The sequence below is a fragment of the Thermosynechococcus sp. TG215 genome (genome assembly GCF_031583455.1).
Classification (GTDB): Bacteria; Cyanobacteriota; Cyanobacteriia; order Thermosynechococcales; family Thermosynechococcaceae; genus Thermosynechococcus.
On record NZ_CP134178.1, the window covers coordinates 30967 to 51597 of the forward strand.

Genomic DNA, 20631 nt, shown 5'->3' on the forward strand with positions numbered 1-20631 from the left:
GAGCCATCACGCTCCAATTTAGATACTAGGGGAAAACCCTAACCTTGATGGTTGGATTCAAGTCCCTCTTTGTATCGTTTTCGTAATTTGAGGCTCCCAAGGTATCTGAAATACTTATAGACATTGAACCCTATGGAGAAAATTAAGCAAACTCGATGACTGGCTCTATTCTCCGACTCGATGGCGCGGGGGCACAACCAACTCCCCTGTCCGATACCGATTCACCATGGCCGTTAGGGCTTGCTCCATCTCACGGCTAAAGCGTTGGGGATTCCACAGGGGGGCATAGCGTTTAGCTTGGCGCAGTTTCCAGCTGACCTGCTGCCGCAGCGCTGGCTCCGTCCCGAAACGAATTCCCCAATTCACATACTCCTCATCATTGAAGGCAATCCCCTCCTCAACGCCGACATTTTTCAGGAAAGTATAGGTGTGCCGTGCCACAAACTGCTGGCCTACCTTTGTAACAATTGGCACCTCCAACCAGAGGGCTTCAAGACTCATTGCTCCCCCAGCATAGGGATAGGTATCCAGCACCACATCCACATCATAGAGATTGGCACGGTGGATCTCTGGCAGATTTGATGTCAAGAAATAGAGTTTGCTTAAATCAAATCCGGCAGCTTCCGCCACACTGCGGCACCACTCCTCAAAAATCGAGCTACTAGCGTGGTACTTGACAATGAGTACAGCATTTGGCACCGCTTCAACAATGGCAAATAGCAGCTTGAGCATTTCGGGTTGAATTTTACTGGCTCGCTGGGCACACAGAAAGATCACCGTATCGGCACTCAGCCCCAATTGATCGCGAATCCCAGTTTTGTTGGCCACCTCATAGCCATCAAGGGAGAGATAACAATCCGGCAGGCGCCACAGGGTTTCTGTGTACCATGCCTGCGCTCCCTCGGGAAGAATATACGGGTCAACAATAAAGTAATCTACTGTTGGCAAGCCAATGGCATCAAAGCCCACCCATGTCGCTTGTACAGGTGCTGGCTTGAGGGTGAGAACTTGATAGGTAAGGTCACTGGTGCAGCTATCTAAGTCAATGAGAAGATCAATTTTATCGTCATAAATCTGCTGAGCAATCTCATTGACTTTTGTGTCACAACTGCGAAAGTAATCGAAACTAGCTTGAAACCAGCGAGAAAGTTGGTCTTCCTTACTGGTACGAAACCATGGATTATAACCATAAAATTCAAACTGCTGGCGATCGTACAACCGAATAAAGGCACGAACCTGATGACCCGCAGGATGCTCGTGAAAACAAGTGCCAATAAATCCAACCTTAATTTTCTCAGTAGATGAACTCTCTATAGAAGAATGTAAAGATCGTTGATGATTAGCATAGTAATTATTGACGGGTAGAAAGTACTGAGCATTTTCATAAAAGACTTTATTACGCCTGTTATAGATTGGTTTAATCTTAGAAGGTTCATCAAATTGATGTGTCAGATGAAAGTAAGAAGAGATAGCATAAAAGATGCTGCCAAAGTCAATTTGTTGACTGCTGATATTCTCTGCAAGAAATTGATTACAGCGATCAGCGTTCTCAAGCCATCTCTTCCACAGATTTGCAACTTCTTCAGAATAATTGAGATCATACTTAAACGTTTGTAGCACGTGCAGTTTAGAAGTGGGGCTGACATCCTCCCCCAAAAGTGTCAGTGGATAATCAAAGAGCTTATTTGCACAGTAAAGTGCCAACTCATGTAACTTGCTCTTAGCACAAATACGAGAAAGAAACTCGTACAATCCCCATTTTTCCTCAGCAATTTTTAGATAAACCTCAGCTAGGGAAGGAGCTAGGTTAGCAGGATGATTATTGAGCATTTCAAACACTGCCTTCTCAAGCGCAGGTTGCAGTGATGGATATTGGCCTAGCGCTTTGATAAACTCAGGCAACCCCTCTAGCTCACTGTTGTCACCCACTAAGTGCTGCACTGTATTAACAACATCATCAGGGTTAATTTCCTCTAAGCCTTCATTTGGTGGCAATAAAGCAGTGAGTTGATGTAACAAGTGAGTAATTTCTTCTGTGCCGAATCGTAATTGAAGTGAGAGGTTAATTAATTTCAACCCTATCTTGAGGTTAGGGGTAAATTCGTAGGCGTAGCTTGTGAGAGCAAATTGCAATTCTAAGGTGTTGCAGGGTAAATTTGCAAGCTCCAATAAGATGGGTGCCCATGTTGCGGTAATTTCTACTTGCTCTTCTTCAGTAAAGTCACTGAGATACGCTGACCACAGCAGCTGTGCCTCTGTCTCCTTGCCCTGAAAAATGTACGTGGCGCCTTGATAGGCAACCCAGTAGTGCTCTGCAGGAAACTGCTCGCTCAATGTCTCGCAGGCAGCTAGTACATCCTCATATCGTCCCTGTTCAAGATAATAGCGAAGTCGCTGCTGCCAGTTGCCCAACATTACCACAGACTCTGTCAACACCTGTTCTAGAAATGCTTCCCATTCGCGGGCACGAACTGACCATGTGCAGTGGCGATTGATGTAGTCCACTTGAGCACGGAGATGGGCATCGAGGGCGGCATGGGCTTGAGGGTCTTTAAACCGTTGAATCACCTGATCAAGCACGCAGCCATAGGCAACCAGATAGTCCTCGTGGGGAAGAGGGATGAGGTCAGCAAAGCCCGCTGTTGTTTCAGGGAGTGCCCCCAGTTCACTAGTAATGACGTAGCAACCACTGGCCATGGCCTCCATTGCGGCAATGCAGGAGGTTTCAGCAAAGGCATTCGTATAAGCCCAAATGGCAGTGGATTTAAGGGCTTGAGCTAGTTCTGGTTGGGGGAGTGAGCCAATATAATTGACATTGGCCAAGTCATGGCAGCGTTGGTAAAGGTTCCCATACCGCTGTTGATCCTCAGCCTCGCTGGCTTGATAAACCTTCATGCTGGAATAAACATTGAGACGTACTGCGGGATGGCTCGCCTGCAGCGAAGGCATGAGATCAAGAAGTAGATGCAAACCGCGAAAGGGGGTACTCGTATAGGCCAGCGTCAAGGGTTGCGCCTTTGCCTTAAGGATAGATTCTGTAGGATCAAAAAGGTTTTCAAAACAAGGGGCAATGGCATTACGCAGGACAGCGGTTTTCTCAACAGGAATCTTGAATACTTCAATATATTGCTCTTGCTGCCATTGACTAATTAAGATAATCCGTTGATAGACCTCTTGATGTTCAGGGGATTGCAAAGATTCAACGGCAGGTTGATCGGCAGCGTGTTGTGTCCATAGTAATAGGGGAGTCTGGGGTGGCAACACTAAACGAAGCTGGTCAGCCGCAGCGGTACTATTCAAAATAATGGCCACATCAGGTTGCAGTTGCTCAAGGAATGGCAGCGTCAGCCAAGCTAGGGGCAGATGGGGAACCTGCCGAATACATTCAATATGCCGCGTGTTATTGAAGAGCCAGACCTCGTGCCCTCGCTGTTGCAATTGCTCCGCCAGATAACACAACGCCGACTGTGACCCCCCTAAGGGAGCTTCATAGGGTGTGTTGAGTGTGTACTGCCAACCAATCCGATCAATAAAGAGAATGCGCATAGGAGCAGAGGGTAACTGACCAGACTAATTTTCTCTTAAGGTAATAGTTTTTGGTGAAAAAAGCCAAGAATACCTCGTTTTAGCTCTAATTTGGTTTGACTGAGTAAAGCCAACTTTGACTTAAAACTTAACTTAAGACTAATATAGCTATTCCAATCAAGAATGAGACATTATCCAGCACAATACTTGCGAATCATCTCATCCATAGAACAGTTTGACCCCGCATACATCCGCGCTTGCTTCAGCGCACTAAAGTCATGCTCAATCACATTCAAAATAAAATCTAGATATAAATAAAAGGCCAAGAATACAGAATTCTTGGCACTTCAGGTTTTATCAGTAAAACTCTGCAAAAAAACTTAGGCAGTCCTACTGCATTGACCTAAGAGCAGTTAGGAGCATTATTATTGGTGCCTGTCACAATTGTAGAGGTCGTGATACCGTTGCCCACCGTCACACAACCTGTGACCCCTGTCCCTTGGTCGTCAATAGAGGTTGTTTTGGCGATAGCATGTGCCCCAGCACTAGTCGTAATTCCAGGCTCCTGGTATCCATCAGGGACGGAGACACCCAACTTCAGGGTTGTGACATTAGGTGCAAAATTTGTGTTTTCCAAACGATAGGCCTGTTGGGCACGGTTGATGGCACCGATCGTGTTCTTGGCGCTAGAGAGACGAGCTTTAGCCGCCTGGTTGAGCATGGAGGGCAGGGCAATGGCGGCCAAGATACCGATGATGATCACCACCACCAGCAGTTCAATCAGGGTGAAGCCTTCGTTGGCTTTTTTCTTGGCCAGCAGGTGCTGGAGGAATTTTGCTTTCAGTTCGGTTTTCATATTTTTGAGACTCCTTAAGTCAAGACATATTCGCCTCTAGGCATAACATACCCACCCCCTGCAGCAAAATTAACACCCCTGCTAAAAAGTTTCCGATTTTTTCCCCGCTACTACTGGAGTGCCCTCGGTAGGCGTCATTCCCAATCTGCTAAATTTGCGGTAGCTGGCTCGCGTGGTATCTTCGCCTCATGTGCAGTAGGCTAGTCTATAGTTATCAAGCCTGATCAGTCTCTTTATGAATAACCGTGGCAATAGCTTTGGCTGGGGATTTCTTGCAGGTGCCCTTTTTGGGGGCATTGCGGGTTCCCTTGTCACGCTTTTAGTCAAGGACAGACTGCGGCAAGCAGCTACGGGTGAATCTAGGCGACTGCGGGGGGATAAAGCCACTCCTCTCAACGGCAGTGATGACAACTTAATGGAGTCGATGCGCCTAGAGCTAGAGGCCAAAATTGCCCAAATTAATGAAGCGGTGGATGACCTGCAAAACCGCCTCAGCAACGAGGATCAGCCTTGAGCGGTAGGTAGAGTACGGCCGCTAAAACAAATAAAAGACTTGAGACGTAGGGATATTGCCTCAAGCCCAATCAAGGATTTACCGAAGGTTTCACGAAAATAGGGGACTAGTAGGCTAGACCCATGCTGCGGGTGGTTTCGGCACCCAAATAGACACGAATGCTCAAAAAGTCCGTCGGACAGGCCGTTTCGCAGCGTTTGCAGCCAACGCAATCTTCTGTGCGGGGGGAAGAGGCAATTTGACCCGCTTTGCAACCATCCCAAGGCACCATTTCCAGCACATCGGTGGGGCAGGCCCGCACACACTGGGTGCAGCCAATGCAGGTATCGTAGATTTTGACAGTGTGAGCCATGTGGTAACCGCTCCTAAAACGATCAGGATGACAGGTGGATGCCCTGCCGCCAACTCAGGAAGCCCCTAAGCTACGACAATAAGGGCAGTCTGGAGATAAATACCGAGATTTAGGATACCGCAGTGGTTGATTGCTGGGTGGGGTGGATGAGCAAACTTCAAAGAATGTAACTTTTTTGTAAAGTCTGGTAAATTTACCTACTGTGGGGTCAATCTTAGTCATTTAATCCGTGGCGCTTGCCTAGGTTGCGGAACTTGAAAGGGTTCTAGGGATTCCAAGTACAGTGTAGTCGGATGCGTTGTGTGTGGTGGTCAATGTCTTGGAAGTGGTTGCCCCTTGCTGTGTGTAGTGCAGGCCTACTGCTGGTGCCTGTGCCTTCACCTCATTCCTTGGCTCAAACTTCCCCGCGCACAGATGCGATCGCTCCGTGGGAGATCATGAACTATGCCCGCGTGGTTCTGGAAATTGAACCCATTCGTCAAAAATACTATCGTCAAGCTCAGGTGGCTTTCCAAGGTCAAGTGCCCCGCAACTCTTGCTTTGGCATGAATCCCCAAAATATCCCCAGTGGCTTGGAGACCATCTGTGCTAACTATGTGCGTGAGGCAATGCAGGTGCTGAGGAAATATAATATGTCTTTAGAGCAATTCAATGCGATTACACTGCGAGCACAGCAGGACAGCGCCTTGAGTCAGCGTATTCAGGCCGAGATGGTGCGATTGCAGCGACCTTGAACCCATGAAACCCACTCAACCAACTCTAAGTATTATTACTGCGACCTATAATGCTGAGGAACACCTGCCACGGTTGATTGCGTCGCTGATTGCTCAAACCGATCCAGACTTTGAGTGGGTCGTTGCCGATGGTGGTTCTACAGATCGCACTTTAGAGCTAATAGAAGCAGCAACAGCTAAACTCAAGGCAGTCGTTGTCGACTCGCGACCTGACTTTGGGATCTATGATGCCCTCAACCGTGCTATTCGCCTAGCCTCAGGAGACTATTATCTGGTGATGGGTGCAGATGACGAGCTCTTTCCTGAGGCAGTTGCCCAATACAAGATCGCTTGCGAGGAAACAGAGGCGGATTTTGTTACTGCTAACTATTACATAGGAGAGCGTGACATAGCGCCTGTTTGGCAGCCAGCATGGGAATGGTGGAAGGGAATGCAGGCTCACGTAACTGGTCATGCCGTTGGCTTGGCAATTCGACGCACATTACATCAAAGGGTTGGTCAATACTCCCGCCATTTTCCTCTCCTAGCGGATCAGCTTTTTGTTATGCAAGCAATCCGTGCGGGTGCAAGGGTTGCTAGGAGAGATTTTATTGCTGGGCGTTTCCATCCCCATGGAACCAGTGGTAGCGATCTTTTGGGATCGATTGTTGAGATGTATCGGATTCAAGTTCGTTTAGGACACTCCTTCCTTGTCCAAACTTTGCTACTCTTTTGTCGGATTATCAGATATTGGCCCCGCATTCAACAACAGAGATTAAACTTTCTGTTGTAATTCCTTTGTATAACAAAGCTAGGCATATTGCTCATACGCTGAAGAGCGTTTTACAGCAAACCAGCCCAGCAGCTGAGGTTCTTGTGGTTGATGATGGGTCAACTGATTCTGGGGCTGAAATTGTTCGCGGCTTTTGGATCAGGGTGTGCGTTTGATTCAACTTTCCTGCTAAGGTTTGCGACTGGCAAAGGGCGGAGTTCCCCGCCCATTCAGCTAAAAATTGCGAGCCTTAGCTACAGCCACAGCCTGTATGGCCACAGCCACCGCTTTCTTTGCAGGTGCCGTTGGCACAGGCTTCGGAGCAGTAGGGTTTGCCTTCAACCATGATGGCCTCGCTGAGGGAGACAATGCAGAGACAGTGGGGGCAGGCGCATTTCATTTGGGTAACGGTTGTCATGGCTTTTTTCTCCAAATGGGTGACACAAGGGAGGTATGCTTCACCTCTCCTTTAATATATCTGAACAGTTGTTCAAACGTCAATTAGTTAGCACCTGATCAACGCCTATGATGGAAGTATGAATACTAGAATTTTTGCTCCTTCTCATCCTCATCATCCAGAGGCTTTGGCACGGGCGAGCGATCGCCTGCTCTCTACAGAAAAAGCCCAACGGATGGCGCAATTTTTTGGCCTGCTAGCCGATGCCAACCGACTGCGGATTGTAGCCTTGCTCGCCCAAGGGGAGTTTTGTGTTGGCGATATTGCCGTGGCACTGGAAATGAGCGAGTCTGCCGTCTCCCACCAATTGCGGATGCTTAAGGCCATGCGACTGGTCAAGTTTCGTCGCCAAGGGCGGCATATCTTTTATCAATTGCTAGATCACCATGTCCTCGCTCTTTATGAGGCGGTCGCAGAACACTTAGATGAAGACGCATCAGACACTTCAGGGAGTGGGAACGGGGCAAGATGAGGGTGAGGCAATTCCTGAACCAGCGGGGGCAGCTTCTAAAATTTGGGTTGTGGTTAGTGTTGTAAACGTAGCATAGGTGCAGCCCGTAAACGCTTTCAATTCTGAACGCTCAGGGGTGGCTCGGAATTCAGCATAGTTACTATTCGCAGCGGTGATTGCGTAATCATAGTCGGGCGTATCACTAAAGCCGATTTGTAAACTTGCGATGTCAGTGGTGAATGTGGGATTGGCCAAACGGTAGGCCTGTTGCGCACGGTTGACTGCACCAACGTTTGTTTTGGCTTGGGATTCGCGGGCTTTGGTGGCTTGATTTAACATGGAGGGGAGGGCGATCGCGGCCAAAATCGCAATAATGATGACGACGACGAGCAGTTCAATCAGGGTAAAGCCTTTCGAGAGGATGAGCGATCGGTAGAACCAAGGCAAATTAAGACGATAAGGAGACATAGGGCGGCTCTCAGGTTAGACTCGTCTTCACTCTCAAGTGTTCCCACAGATCTCCGTAAAATTACAGGCAGCTCCCCTATAGCCCCAGTAGTTTTTTCTTGGCCGCTTGGAACTCCGCTTCTGAGAGTAGCCCCTGCTGGTACATGGCCATGAGTTGTTGCAGTTGCTCTAAGCCAGAGAAACTCGCCGAAGCACTGGTTTCAGGTGTTGGTTCGGGTTGGGATGGAGGTGGTTCAGGAGCAGGGGACATTGGTGTGGGGCTAGGGGCTGGTGTGCCTTGAGCCAATTGATAGGTTTGGATCACCTCTTGGAGAATGGCGGCTTCTCGCTTATATTCAAGGCTGTCGCGTCCTCCAGCTTTGTGGAGTTCTTCCTCGCGTCGCTTCAAGTAGTTCAGTAGATGCTCATAGAGGACTTGCTTTTGTTCTGGGGTTTCGGCTGCTTTGAGAATAACGGTCACTTGGCGCTGAATTTCCTCTAAGTCGGGACGGCAGGCCAACACCTCTAGGACTTGGGTCACTTCCTCCCAGTTGGCGGCAATATCCACATCTTCAAGACCAACGGCGGTATGGCGGGTGTAGCGGATGGTGGCTTCGCGGGTGGCGCGGTTTTCTGCTTGTTTAAGGACATCAAGGGCGCGAGCAATCACCACCAGTTTTAGAATTTGGGGGTTTTCTGGAAAGACATCCCAGAAGGGGGGATCCTTTTGCAGATGTACGGGGATGGGCAAATCGCGGTTTTCTCCCCGTAGGCGGGCGCGTTTGGCGGTAATCATTTGGCCTCGCCAATCTTGGTAGGACTGCCGCAGTTCGGGCATGCCCTCAATACAGCGTAGGGAAAAGCCCCCCATCTCTTGGACAAAGACAATGCGGTGGCGTTCGCGATCGCCCAAGGGCTTAATGTCATCACTGGTAATGCTCTGGCCATTCGGTTTGACGAGGTTCTTGAGCAGGGGAATCAGTTTTTTGGCAGCCAAATCGGTAGTATTTTCACCGCCGACAATGGCGATATTGGTATTCACTGAAGGAGTAAAGCCAGCATCACGACCACTCATGACCGCTTGGGAGAGCAATAGCAGTGGCTTTGATTTCTGATAGGCCATGCGCAGGACACTGAGGATTTCCCCTTCATCGTTGCGATAAACCTGCAACAGGCGATCGCAGGCAGTGAGATCCCGCACAAGGCGGCTCTCTTCTGGGGCATTTTGCACGGTGCGCCGTACGGTTTCTTGGATAATCTCCCGCAGATCACTTTCTTGGACATCCGCTAGTTGTGCCAAATCCAAGAGACGCATCACCTCATTGGCGGCGCGGGTTTCCTTCCAGAGGGGACTGGCCTCCTGCAACACCGTTGCTGCCGTTGTGGTACAGAGTTGGTTCAGACCAATGGCAAATGTGGACTGCACCCCGGTATTGGCACCCGCATAGCGTTCCACCAAGTCTTGATAGAGGCCATTGAGTTCTTGGCGATCGTAGAGCTTCACCCCATTGATTCGCAGGGCATCGGCACTATCCGCTTGACTATCGGCCATCGCCTTGAAACCATCCCGTAAATTGAGGAGCCGCTGGTTGAGCTTGGCAAGACGTGCCTCCATCCCTTGCAGCCATTCCTCCAGTTTGCCCATCACCTCCTTGGCCAGAATGCGGGCTTTGGCTTGAATGATGGCATTGAAACTGCCCTCAATCCCCTCTAGAGCCTGCTGGCAAAATTCCTCCATTTTGGCTTGCTTGGAGATGCCAAAGAGAGTGCTAAAGTGCTGGATGTCCTGCAGGGCATTTTCGTATTGTCGCTGACGGTTGGTGATATTGGGTTGCCAAGTATGCTGAATTTCGCGGTCGTACTTTTCTGCTTGGCTCATAAAAATTTGGCGAATTTGCAGCAGAAAGGCGTTGGCAAACTTGGGTCCGCGATTGCGATCTTCAACAATGCGGTAGAACTCCTCCTCAAGACTTTGGCGAGCCTGCTGAATAATTTGATTGCGGTTGTCGTACATGCGCTGCAAAAAGTCACCGTGGAGACGCTCATCGGGGCTAAGTTCGCGCAAGTGGGCAGCACGGTAATTGTCCACCTGTTCACTCAGCCAAGGCACAAATTGTAAAATTTTGCCTCTTTCGGCACCAATCATGCCCCCTACCCCCTGTTGGGTACATTCAAGGCGGTTTTCACGGCTAATTTGATTGCGTAGATCGTTAACCCAGCGGGAAATTTCCTGCATGTAGGGGCGATCGCCCGCTGCTGCTAAGGCCAGTACCAAATCCACATCCAGCAAGTTCATGGGTTTCAGGAGACTCTGGGTCACCTCTAAAAGCTGGGGTGGCAATTGCACCGATTCGTTCAGCCACCAGTGAATAAAGTCTTGGCAAAGGCGATAGGTCAAGGAGGCACGAATTTGGGCAATGGGAATTTCGACACTGGAGAGGCCAAAGGCCATAAAGCTCTTGGGATAGCCCCGCCCCCCGGCATCCTGAGAGGCCCAAGCTGCCTTAATGTTGTCGCGAATCGAGCGTTTGTGGGGGGCAAAGTCAGAAGTGAGATCCAAAAAGATATTTTGGGCAATCATCTCGCGGATCTCATCGAGCTTGAATTCATTCTCGCCATTTTTGGTGCCCACGAGGTAGGTAAAGTCAAAGGGAGGACAGTTGTAGCGCACTTCGTCGCTGAGGCTGCTGCTAAATTGCGCCACGTACTCGGTGCGGTAGTCGGCAAAGTAACTGAGTTCCATGAGGGCGGCATAGCCATTGGCCAGCACGCGATCGCCGACACTAATGGCTGCAAAGGCATTGGGCATGGGCACAATTCCCGTGATCAGAGGACTCGACTGCCCCTTGAGCCAATGGCGCACACAATAGCCCAAGTCAATGAGCATACCGCTACCGGTGCCCCCAGAGAGGGAGCCCGTAATAAAGACATTTAAGCTGCTGTTGTTGACCTTGACCCCATAGCGGCTTTGCATATAACTTTCGTGGCCTTTAACGCGATCGCTGGCCGCTTGGAACTTTTGTTGAATCGCATGGTAGTTGCAAAAGAAGGCAAACCGACCACAGGCACGGATTTGACCCGCCCCGGCCTCTAGGGCGGTAATGTTGCGCTCCAGTTCCTTGGGAAACCAAGAGGCAATCCACGGGTAGTTGTCGAGGTTTTGAATGATTTGCTGCACGTTTTTGCCACTGACACTGGCCCAGTGCTTTTCGTTGTCCTTGAGGGGAGAGCCAGCGGCGAGGGGATTGGTCACTTTGTAGTCGCGATCGGTGTCAATGGCAAGGAAGCTAATCACGGGAAACTGTTTCAGACTGCCGTAGGTTTCTTCCACCAGTCGCCGCACCCGCGATAGCACCTCAATGCCTGTACCTCCCACGCCAACAATTACTGTCGGAACAATGGACTTTTCCTCCACCTGTGCAGGCATGATTCCCGTCTCCGTGACCAGTCATCCCCATCCTAGCAAGGATGTCTACCAAGTCTGGAGTGGCCTGTCCATGAATACCATCCCTCAGGAGAGCAGAGAACCGTGGTAGTAGGAGACTCATTGACTGGGAACTGGTACGAATCCTCTCACGGCAGTACCCTGTGGATTTCGGGGCTGGTTCATTCCCTGATCGGCAGCAGGGAGCAGCCGCAGTTGCCAAAATTTGAGGCGCCTTCACGATAGATTGAAAGATGTTTGCGCCCTGAGTATCGTCATGACAGCTTCTTCTCCGGTTTCGACAACAACTGCCCCTTCCCTAACACCGGTGGCGGTACCCCGCCAAGATCTGACTGTGCCGCTGTGGTTAGCGCTGGCGATCGCTGCCGTTGCTACGGTGATCCTTTACATTTTCTTTTTGCCCCTTCAGGGCACCTACCTTGGCCAACTGCTCCTCAATCGTGGCTGGACGCAACCCGTGGCTGTCTTTTTTGCGTGGACAGTTTTGGTGTTTACGATTTTGAAGGCGATCGCCCTCTTTCAACAAGCACCCAGCCTGCGGCAAATCTGGATTCCCGCCAACTACCCCTTCACCTCAATGCGGGATATTTTGCAATTACAGCAAACCCTTGCCCAACGGCGGACACTGCTGCCCAATCGCTGTGCCCGTGTTTTAGGCGCGTTTCTCAGTAGTGGCCAGCGAGAGATTGCCGTTGAAGCCGCCGCAGAAGAGAGTGGCAGTGCCGCAGCCGCCACTGATGCCTCCTATACGATTCCCCGTGTTCTCGTCTGGGCGATTCCCCTGCTGGGCTTTATTGGCACCGTGGTTGGGATTAGCCAAGCGGTCAGTGGCTTTTCCAGCTTTTTGGAGACGGCTCAGGACGTGAACCAAATCAAGGAGGGGATTGGCGGTGTAACGACGGGGCTAGCAGTGGCCTTTGATACGACCCTCGTGGCCTTGGTGCTGAGTGTGCTGGTGATGATTCCGATGGTGATCGTTGAACGCTGGGAGAATAAGCTGCTGCTGCAAATTGACACCTACATTAACGATCAACTGCTGCCCCGCCTCCCCGTTACGAATACGTCCGCAGGGGTGGATCGCGACACTCTCCAAGACGTGATTCAGGAAACGATTCGCACGGAGCTGCCCACGGAGGAACGGCTGCAACAACTCTTGGACAACTTAAATCAACTGGCCCGTGCCGTGGTCAGGGATCGGCAGCAATTTGTGGCCACACTGGAGGAGCGCCAGCAACAGTCCATTGAGCAGTTTGAGCGCCTCGTGACCCAGATTCAGCACAGCCAAGGGGAACTACTGGCGCACGTCAATCAGGAACAGACCGCCATTGCCCAAGAACTGCGGCAACAAAGTCAGTACATTGCTCAACTCTTGGCCGAGAGCGATCGCACCCTGCAACAGCGGTTACAACTGTTAGAAACCCTCAACCAAGCCCTGCAAGCACTAGCGGATACTGGCAATTTGCAACTGCTGCTTGATCGCCTCAACCACACCTTGGCCAGTTTGCAACCGGTACTGCGGCAATTGGCTCAGCCGCGGCGACTGATGCTCGTGGAACAGCCTAGGCTCTACGAATACGAAGAAGATCGACCGCAAAAATAATCTCTCAACCCGGTGGCCATTGCATGGCTCGCCCGCCCAACAGGTGCAGGTGCAGATGATAGACGGTTTGACCGCCATCGGGGCCATTGTTAATGACAATCCGATAGCCATTGTTTAAACCCTCTGCCTCAGCAATGCGTTTGGCCGTCAGCAGCAGGTGCCCCAGCACACGGTGATCTTCCGGTTCTGCCAAGCTCAGTTGGGGAATCGGCTTTTTGGGGATGACCAGAATATGCACGGGGGCTTGGGGGTTGATATCACGAAAGGCCAGACACAGCTCATCCTCATGGACAATATCCGCTGGGATCTCGCGGCGAATGATGCGGCTAAAAATGGTTTCCGTGGTCATGGTTTCACTCCTCACAGAGGTCTAATGGTTTAGGGATCCACCCAGCGGCCATCGGCTTTGATTAATTCCACAAGGGCAGCCACCCCTTCAGATTCCGGCACCTTTTTCACTTCCTCACGACCGCGATAGAGCGAGATGTAGCCAGGTTGTTTGCCCACATAGCCATAGTCGGCGTCGGCCATTTCCCCTGGCCCATTGACAATGCAGCCCATGACAGCAATATTCAGACCCGTGAGGTGTTTGGTGGCTTCGCGGACTTTGTGCAGGACTTCCTCAAGGTTAAAGAGGGTACGGCCACAGGAGGGACAGGCCACATACTCCACCATGGTGCGCCGCAGACCCAAGGCTTGCAAAATGCCGTAGCAGACGGGAATTTCTTTTTCGGGGGCTTCGGTGAGGGAGACACGAATCGTATCGCCAATACCTTCGGCAAGGAGGGTGGCAATGCCAGCAGTGGATTTGATGCGGCCATACTCGCCATCGCCGGCTTCAGTGACTCCCAAGTGGAGGGGGTAGTCCATGCCCAGTTCATCCATGCGCTTGACCATAAGGCGGTTGGCGGCAATCATCACGGGTACCCGTGAGGCCTTGAGGGAAATTTCAAGGTTGTAGAAATTCAAAGACTCGCAGATGCGGATAAATTCTAGAGCCGATTCCACCATGCCTTCTGGGGTGTCCCCATACGTAAAGAGCATCCGCTCAGCAAGAGAACCGTGATTGACGCCAATGCGCATGGATTTGCCCTGATCCCGCAGCGAGATCACCAGTGGCTCAAGGGTTTCGCGAATTTTGGCACCAATTTCCTCAAACTCGGCTTGGGTGTATTCAGTGCGATCGGGCTTGGGTTTCTCAAAGACGTATAGCCCCGGATTGATGCGTACATTGTCCACATACTTGGCAACTTCGAGGGCAATTTTCATGCCGTTGTGGTGAACATCGGCAACCAAGGGCACAGGTTTGTAGGTTTGGTAGAGGCGATCGCGAATCTCTTCCATGGCTTTAGCATGGGCAAGGCTAGGCACTGTCACCCGCACAATTTCACAGCCAATTTCATGGAGACGACGAATGGCGGCTACTGAGCCTTCAATATCTAGCGTGTCTTCATTGATCATCGATTGCACCGCCACAGGATGACCGCCCCCAATGATGACAGAGCCAACGGGCACAGGACGGGTTTTGCGACGGACAATGGCGGTTTCTGTCGGAGTAGCTTGAACAGGACTCGGCAGCGTTTGCATAGGATGTAAGTGGCCAAATTGCGCAACTTCTCCCTTTCAGGATGCCATAGAAGCGGCAAGCTGCGGCAGGCGATCGCCCCCCAAGAGATTTGCTATAATTTTTTCGGAACCTAAAAAATACTCAAACGTCCCCTTCATTGTTAGCAGCAGCCTTTAACAACCCTAACGCTGTTTCTAGCACCCGAACTGCTGTTGCTGGAGGTAAGTGACACAATTTGCCAAGAATCTCAGTCACCAGTTGTTCTTCTTCGCGGTTGGTGACATCCGTTTGATTGAGGTAGGCGATAAAACTTTCTAAATCCTCAAAGCCAAAAACACGACATAACTTTAATAGATTTTCAGTATTTGGAAATGAAGCCATATTTTCCCATTTTTGCAAGCAGGTATAGGAGATTCCCAGCTCGGCGGCAAAGGCACGTTGACTGCGTATCCCCCGTTTTTGGCGTAGCAGCCTAGAGAGTTGTTTTCGAGAGAGTGGACTAACCATGCGGAACCTAAATAGACCCTTGGAAAGGGCACTGCGTCTTTCAATAACTTTACATGTCAAGCTCATCAATGAATACCGCCACTACCTTGTCAAAAGTTGTCGCTTGACAACCTTATTGCCCGCAATTAGCATTGAACTGTTGGGCACAGATTTATAACAGCACTATGCATCCTGAGGACATTAAGGCAGAATTGCGGAAACGGGGCTGGAATGGCGCTAAAATTGGCCAAAAGCTAGGGGTTTCGCGTCATTGTGTATCGGCAGTGATTCGTGGCCGCTCCCGCTCGGCAATGATTGAGAAAGAAATAGCAACGATTCTTGAAAAGCCCCTTTACGTTGTTTTCCCCGATTACTATAGTTGTCAATCCCCCTCGGATTAACTTTTCGCTCTAATTATCTATTTTTTAGTATAGCCTAACAATTAGAAAAATTTTACTTTGACAACTAACCTTTAATTTTTTGGTGTGTTCCTGAAATATTTCTTATTAGTATAACCATTCCTTTGATAGGCTCAAACGAAACAAATGAGGGGGACACTTGCTGAATATATTTGCCTTTTCCCTGAGCCGATCGCGATCGTGAACAGTAGCGGTGAAATTCTAGCAATCAACGATGGTGCCTCGCTCTTTTGGCAACAGGATACAGAAGCCTTAATTGGTAAATCCCTCGCAGCGCTGCTGCAACAATCGCCGGAGCAGGTACAGGCATGGTTAAAGCTCTGTCAAAGCAATGCCCAGATGTTGGCTGCCCATTTTCCGATTCCCAACCCTGAGACGGATCAGTGGGTTATTGAAGGCATTGGCGTCAATCTGGATGATGAACCTGCGATTTTGACGCGGATTGTTCCTAGCTTTTGCCACAATCAGCAGTTACTCGCTGCCCAGTTGCAACAACTACAGGCCGAACTGGCTCGGCAAATTGCCCTTGTGACGGAATTGCAACAATGCCAACAAGCCCTAGAGCAGGAAAAACAGCACCTCCAGATCCTTGCGGAACGGGATCCCTTAACGGGGTTAGGCAATCGTCGCTTTTTTGACATAGCATTGAATCAGCTCTGGCAGCAGGCTCAAGACCAAGGCCATACTTTGACGCTGGCTATCATTGATATTGATGACTTCAAGGCCTATAACGACTGCTGTGGTCACTTAGCGGGCGATCGCGCCCTGCAACAGGTGGCTCAAACCCTTAGGGCCCATCTGCGCTCCAACGATATCATTGCTCGCTACGGCGGTGAGGAGTTTGCCCTTGTGCTCTCCCATGTTTCTGCTGATACGGCTCTACACATTGTTGAACGAATGCTCCATCATGTCCGAGAGATGAAAATCCCCCAAGGGGAGAGGGCGCACCATCCCTACATAACAGTCAGTGCTGGGTTATGCTTTGTTCCTGCCAAGGCAAGTGAGGGCACCTTAACGGAGATTTTTGCCATTGCTGATGCCGCCCTTTATCAGGCCAAGCAACAGGGGCGCGATCGCTGTGTTCTGCTGGAGTGGTCACACAATGGGTCTTCATAATCTTGGGGCTTGTGATACTGGTTGGCGATCGCCCCCGCCTCCGCTAGGATAAACTTGAGTTGCGTTTCCGCCAATGGCTATGAATACTGCACCGAACTACTTTATTGCCAGCCAAATGACGATTGAGCCGCAAATTATTGTGGCGCAGAAATTCAAAGATACCTTGGGGGAAGACGTTTCTAAGGCGTGGGCAAACTTTGTCGATTCTGGCCAACTGTGGGCACTGATTATTGGTCTGGCCATTGGCTGGATCTTTGGCAAGCTCCTGAATTTTTAGCCCTGAGAATCGCCCGTGACTGCCCAACCTCAGCCTTGGAGCCAGCGCTTTGAACAAGCCCTCCATCCGGCGATCGCCCGCTTTAATGCCAGTATTGGCTTTGACATTCGCCTCATTGAATACGACCTCAGCGGCTCCCAAGCCCATGCCCGCATGCTGGCAAAAACGGGGATTATTTCCCCTGAGGAAGCCGAAACGCTGATTCAAGGCCTAGAGCAAATTCGCCAAGAATACCGAGATGGCCAGTTTACCCCCGGTATTGAAGCCGAGGATGTGCACTTTGCCGTCGAACGCCGCCTCACAGAACTGGTTGGCGATGTGGGCAAGAAACTCCACACAGCGCGATCGCGCAACGATCAGGTGGGCACCGATATTCGCCTTTACCTGCGCTCAGAAATTGACCATATTCTTCGACAACTGCGACAGTGGCAGCGCACACTTCTGGATCTTGCAGAGTCCCACATTGAAACCTTGATTCCCGGCTACACTCACCTGCAACGGGCACAACCCCTGAGCTTGGCTCACCATCTGCTGGCCTACGTGGAAATGGCCGAGCGGGACAGCGAGCGACTACAGCAAATTCGTGAGCGGGTGAATGTCTCTCCCTTGGGAGCCGGGGCACTGGCGGGCACAACGTTTCCCATCGATCGCCACTACACAGCAGAGTTGTTGGGTTTTCGTGAACCCTATCGCAATAGCCTCGATGCCGTCAGCGATCGCGATTTTGCCATTGAATTTCTCTGTGCCGCTAGCTTGATCATGGTGCATCTATCGCGGCTCTCGGAGGAGATTATTCTGTGGGCCTCTGAGGAATTTGCCTTTGTCAAGCTCACCGACACCTGTGCCACGGGTTCTAGCATCATGCCCCAAAAGAAAAATCCCGATGTGCCGGAGTTGGTGCGGGGCAAAACAGGACGGGTGTTTGGCCATTTGCAAGCTCTCTTGGTGATTATGAAGGGGCTGCCCTTGGCCTACAACAAAGACTTGCAAGAGGATAAAGAGGCGCTTTTTGATGCTGTGGATACCGTCCGTGCCTGCCTAGAGGCAATGACGATCTTGATGGCCGAGGGGGTGGTGTTTCAACCGCAACGCTTGGCGGCGGCTGTGGAGAGCGATTTTGCCAATGCCACCGATGTGGCGGATTACTTGGCCAGTAAGGGGGTGCCCTTCCGTGAGGCTTATAACTTGGTGGGGCAGGTGGTGAAAACCTGTCTTGCTGAAGGGAAATTCCTCAAAGACCTCACCCTTGAAGAATGGCAAGCCCTGCACCCCGCCTTTGCAGCGGATATTTACGAACGCATTGCACCGCGACAGGTGGTGGCTGCCCGCAATAGCTACGGGGGCACAGGGTTTGATCAGGTGCGCCAAGCCCTCGCAGCGGCTCGCGATCGCCTTAATGATTTTTAATGAAAAATGGTGTCATTTACCCTTAGCCTGAAAAATAGACTGTACTGACGGTCGCTTTTAGAAACAAAACGTTGCAAATTTTTAAGAAGGATCTCGTGATGACGACGTCTCTAGCGACGAAATTGCGTGAAGGCACCAAAAAAGCCCACACCATGGCCGAGAACGTTGGCTTTGTGCGCTGCTTCCTCAAAGGCACCGTGGAAAAAAGCTCCTACCGCAAACTCGTTGCCAGCCTCTATCACGTTTACAGTGCCATGGAGCAGGAAATGGAACAGCTCAAAGACCATCCCATTGTTGGCAAAATTTACTTTCCGGAGCTGAACCGCAAAAATAGCCTTGAGCGAGATCTGACCTACTACTTTGGTTCCAATTGGCGGGAAGAAATTACGCCCTCGCCAGCCACACAGGCCTATGTAGCCCGCATTCATGAAGTGGCCAATACCGCACCCGAACTGTTGGTGGCGCACTCCTACACCCGTTACCTTGGCGATCTTTCGGGCGGCCAAATCCTCAAGGGGATTGCTGAGCGGGCGATGAACCTACAAAATGGCGAAGGTACGGCGTTTTATCGCTTTGAGGCCATTAGTGACGAAAAGGCCTTTAAGCAACTCTATCGCCAACGCTTGGATGAATTGGCCGTAGATGAAGCAACAGCGGAGCGGATTGTGGATGAGGCCAATGCCGCCTTTGGTATGAATATGAAGATCTTCCAAGAACTGGAGGGCAACCTCATCAGAGCCATTGGCCAGTTGCTCTTTAATACGCTGACTCGTCGTAAACAGCGCGGCAGCACCGAATTGGCGACTGCTGAGTAGCCTAGAGGGTAAACTGAAAGGCCTTGACGAGCATCCCCGGCACCGTAATACCCCCAAGGGAACGACGTTCATAGGTGTCGGTGTGGGCAAACCAAAGCGGGGTGTCTGTCAAGGCTTCGAGGTTGTCTCCCCAAAACTCATAGAGACTGTCATCAAAGCGCAGGTCTGTAATGGGTGCAACAATTTTGCCCTGCTCTACCCAAAAGCAGGCGTAGCGGGTCATGCCGGTCATTCGTCCATTGGGGCGATCGCTCCAGTTGAGGTAGTGTAAATTGCCCACATAGAGACCCGTATCGAGGGCAGCCAGCACCTCCTGCTCTGGTAGCGTGCCCGGCAAGAGGAGGGGCGATCGCAGGGTTTCTTGGCGGTTGGCACCATTGGCCACAAGGTGGTATTCCTGAGCGGTGCGCCGACTAATGAGTAACGTTTGCAATTTGCCGCGATCAATCAATGACAAGCAAGGGGGCGCAATATCGCCATCGGCATTAAAGCGGGGCACCGTTCCGGTGGTAAAGTCCTCCTGCAAACTAAAGAGGGGAGAGAGGGTTGCCCCTTCCCGTAATTTGGCGAGGGCACTGCCGCCTTGACGATAGGCCGCTTCACTCACAGCTCCCCAAGAGAGCATGCCCACCAGTTCAGCCACCGCTGCCGGGGCAAAGTAGGTGCGATAGCGTCCCGCTGCTAACTGACGGGGAGGCTGTTCCAATTGTGCTAACTGCTGGCGATCGCCCTCAATTTGAGCTTGATAGATGGCAGTGTCCCAATGGGTACTGGCATAGCTATTTTTCACCGCCTTGCCCGCCGCTGTAAAGAGAGAATAATCCAAGCAAAACGTTTCCGTAGCAAACCAGTGCTCCTGCCCAGCGGAGTTAAAGCTCCCACGAGCGATCGTCCCCCCACTGTAAATGCCCACAAAATCAAAGCCTTGAACGGGTGTCAGAATTGTCTCTACCACTGAGTCAGGATCAGGTAAGCGGCCAAGGTAAGTGTCTTGAATCGAACCGGTATCCGTTGGCGGTACAAGGTAAGGATCCACAGGGAGTTGCACCGTTTCTGAACGCAATGCGGCCAAGTGCTCTAGGGCAGCCGCTAGATCCGCCGTTCCCGTATAGGGAAACGAGGTGCTTGCCGTCCGTTGCTGCGATTGCAACCGCAGGGTTACCACCGTATCTTCTACGGTGCCAATTTGCCGCACCCGCGCCCGATTGAAGCGAATAAACTGGCTGGATTCACTGGCAATTTCAACGAAAAGCGCCTCTGCCGGTTTCAGGGCAGCAAACAGCTCATGGCTCAGGTGCTGAGCAGCAGAAAAGTCAAGGGTCATGCGGCGCAGAGTTTTTGTGAAGATTCTCAAAGGTATTCCTTAGATTAGCGCATTCCCCCCCTGCATATCCTTCAAGCGTCTTGCATTG

21 protein-coding genes and 1 pseudogene are annotated in these 20631 nt (G+C 51.0%); 11 read left to right on the plus strand and 11 right to left on the minus strand.

The genetic code is table 11. The features are described from left to right. Nucleotides 1-165: 165 nt before the first annotated feature. From RHJ02_RS00145 to RHJ02_RS00155, 3 genes and pseudogenes are all read right to left on the minus strand, one after another. Entirely contained in the window at nt 166-3546 is a 3381-nt protein-coding gene (locus RHJ02_RS00145) for a glycosyltransferase (RefSeq protein WP_310744659.1), read from the minus strand. Nucleotides 3547-3716: 170 nt separating this feature from the next. Next, nucleotides 3717-3821: pseudogene (locus RHJ02_RS00150) on the minus strand (IS630 family transposase); the annotation flags it as partial. Nucleotides 3822-3928: 107 nt separating this feature from the next. Then, entirely contained in the window at nt 3929-4381 is a 453-nt protein-coding gene (locus RHJ02_RS00155; RefSeq protein ID WP_310744660.1) for a type IV pilin-like G/H family protein, read from the minus strand. A gap of 235 nt (nt 4382-4616) precedes the next feature. On the opposite strand from RHJ02_RS00155, the gene RHJ02_RS00160 reads away from it, so the two are divergent. Next, complete coding sequence (locus tag RHJ02_RS00160; RefSeq protein ID WP_206200555.1) at nt 4617-4895, plus strand: hypothetical protein; 279 nt, start codon at nt 4617-4619, stop codon at nt 4893-4895. Between the two features lie 106 nt (nt 4896-5001). Here the strand turns inward: RHJ02_RS00160 and psaC are convergent, their stop codons facing one another. Further along, entirely contained in the window at nt 5002-5247 is a 246-nt protein-coding gene (psaC, locus tag RHJ02_RS00165) for a photosystem I iron-sulfur center protein PsaC (protein ID WP_011056855.1), read from the minus strand. A 314-nt stretch (nt 5248-5561) separates the two neighbouring features. On the opposite strand from psaC, the gene RHJ02_RS00170 reads away from it, so the two are divergent. Genes RHJ02_RS00170 through RHJ02_RS00180 form a run of 3 tightly spaced genes read left to right on the plus strand, consistent with a single transcriptional unit; the run spans nt 5562 to nt 6908 of the window. Then, nucleotides 5562-5981 (plus strand): DUF4168 domain-containing protein, encoded by a 420-nt coding sequence (locus RHJ02_RS00170; RefSeq protein ID WP_206200556.1) that lies wholly within the window; start codon nt 5562-5564, stop codon nt 5979-5981. 4 nt (nt 5982-5985) lie between these two features. After that, complete coding sequence (locus tag RHJ02_RS00175) at nt 5986-6753, plus strand: glycosyltransferase (RefSeq protein ID WP_310744661.1); 768 nt, start codon at nt 5986-5988, stop codon at nt 6751-6753. 5 nt (nt 6754-6758) lie between these two features. Then, nucleotides 6759-6908 (plus strand): glycosyltransferase family A protein, encoded by a 150-nt coding sequence (locus RHJ02_RS00180; RefSeq protein ID WP_310743177.1) that lies wholly within the window; start codon nt 6759-6761, stop codon nt 6906-6908. A 74-nt stretch (nt 6909-6982) separates the two neighbouring features. On the opposite strand, the gene RHJ02_RS00185 is transcribed toward RHJ02_RS00180, so the two are convergent. Beyond that, nucleotides 6983-7150: a metallothionein gene (locus RHJ02_RS00185; protein ID WP_206200560.1), complete on the minus strand. Its 168-nt coding sequence runs from the start codon at nt 7148-7150 to the stop codon at nt 6983-6985. A 118-nt stretch (nt 7151-7268) separates the two neighbouring features. On the opposite strand from RHJ02_RS00185, the gene RHJ02_RS00190 reads away from it, so the two are divergent. After that, a complete protein-coding gene (locus RHJ02_RS00190; RefSeq protein WP_310453062.1) occupies nt 7269-7661 on the plus strand; it encodes a metalloregulator ArsR/SmtB family transcription factor in 393 nt (130 codons plus the stop codon). Here the strand turns inward: RHJ02_RS00190 and RHJ02_RS00195 are convergent. Together RHJ02_RS00195 and RHJ02_RS00200 are read right to left on the minus strand one after the other, a co-directional pair. Then, on the minus strand, nt 7635-8108 hold the full coding sequence (locus RHJ02_RS00195) for a type IV pilin-like G/H family protein (protein WP_149817058.1): 474 nt from the start codon (nt 8106-8108) through the stop codon (nt 7635-7637). The two genes, RHJ02_RS00190 and RHJ02_RS00195, sit on opposite strands and share 27 nt — an antisense overlap. Nucleotides 8109-8184: 76 nt before the next feature. After that, nucleotides 8185-11514: a tubulin-like doman-containing protein gene (locus RHJ02_RS00200; protein ID WP_310800308.1), complete on the minus strand. Its 3330-nt coding sequence runs from the start codon at nt 11512-11514 to the stop codon at nt 8185-8187. Nucleotides 11515-11788: 274 nt separating this feature from the next. On the opposite strand from RHJ02_RS00200, the gene RHJ02_RS00205 reads away from it, so the two are divergent. Next, nucleotides 11789-13132 carry a MotA/TolQ/ExbB proton channel family protein gene (locus RHJ02_RS00205; protein WP_225901601.1) on the plus strand — a complete coding sequence of 448 codons (1344 nt, stop codon included), beginning with the start codon at nt 11789-11791 and terminating at the stop codon, nt 13130-13132. A gap of 4 nt (nt 13133-13136) precedes the next feature. Here RHJ02_RS00205 and RHJ02_RS00210 read toward each other — a convergent pair whose 3' ends face one another. The 3 genes from RHJ02_RS00210 to RHJ02_RS00220 all read right to left on the minus strand — a co-directional run bounded on the left by RHJ02_RS00210 (nt 13137) and on the right by RHJ02_RS00220 (nt 15272). Next, nucleotides 13137-13481, minus strand: a complete 345-nt coding sequence (locus RHJ02_RS00210) for a histidine triad nucleotide-binding protein (RefSeq protein ID WP_310800309.1) — start codon at nt 13479-13481, stop codon at nt 13137-13139. 29 nt (nt 13482-13510) lie between these two features. Then, a complete protein-coding gene (ispG, locus tag RHJ02_RS00215) occupies nt 13511-14719 on the minus strand; it encodes a (E)-4-hydroxy-3-methylbut-2-enyl-diphosphate synthase (RefSeq protein ID WP_206200565.1) in 1209 nt (402 codons plus the stop codon). Nucleotides 14720-14840: 121 nt separating this feature from the next. Beyond that, nucleotides 14841-15272, minus strand: a complete 432-nt coding sequence (locus tag RHJ02_RS00220; RefSeq protein ID WP_225901725.1) for a helix-turn-helix domain-containing protein — start codon at nt 15270-15272, stop codon at nt 14841-14843. Nucleotides 15273-15370: 98 nt separating this feature from the next. Between RHJ02_RS00220 and RHJ02_RS13110 the strand changes: the two genes are divergently transcribed. The 5 genes from RHJ02_RS13110 (at nt 15371) to RHJ02_RS00240 (ending at nt 19219) form a co-directional block, all read left to right on the plus strand. Then, nucleotides 15371-15586 (plus strand): helix-turn-helix domain-containing protein, encoded by a 216-nt coding sequence (locus RHJ02_RS13110; RefSeq protein WP_149817070.1) that lies wholly within the window; start codon nt 15371-15373, stop codon nt 15584-15586. Between the two features lie 144 nt (nt 15587-15730). Next, entirely contained in the window at nt 15731-16720 is a 990-nt protein-coding gene (locus RHJ02_RS00225) for a GGDEF domain-containing protein (protein WP_310743181.1), read from the plus strand. A gap of 79 nt (nt 16721-16799) precedes the next feature. Continuing rightward, entirely contained in the window at nt 16800-16997 is a 198-nt protein-coding gene (locus tag RHJ02_RS00230; RefSeq protein ID WP_225901602.1) for a hypothetical protein, read from the plus strand. 15 nt (nt 16998-17012) lie between these two features. Further along, entirely contained in the window at nt 17013-18404 is a 1392-nt protein-coding gene (argH, locus tag RHJ02_RS00235) for an argininosuccinate lyase (protein ID WP_206200568.1), read from the plus strand. 98 nt (nt 18405-18502) lie between these two features. After that, a complete protein-coding gene (locus tag RHJ02_RS00240; RefSeq protein ID WP_310743905.1) occupies nt 18503-19219 on the plus strand; it encodes a heme oxygenase (biliverdin-producing) in 717 nt (238 codons plus the stop codon). 1 nt (nt 19220) lies between these two features. Here RHJ02_RS00240 and RHJ02_RS00245 read toward each other — a convergent pair whose 3' ends face one another. Continuing rightward, on the minus strand, nt 19221-20543 hold the full coding sequence (locus RHJ02_RS00245; RefSeq protein WP_399379854.1) for a TldD/PmbA family protein: 1323 nt from the start codon (nt 20541-20543) through the stop codon (nt 19221-19223). Between the last annotated feature and the right edge of the window lie 88 nt (nt 20544-20631).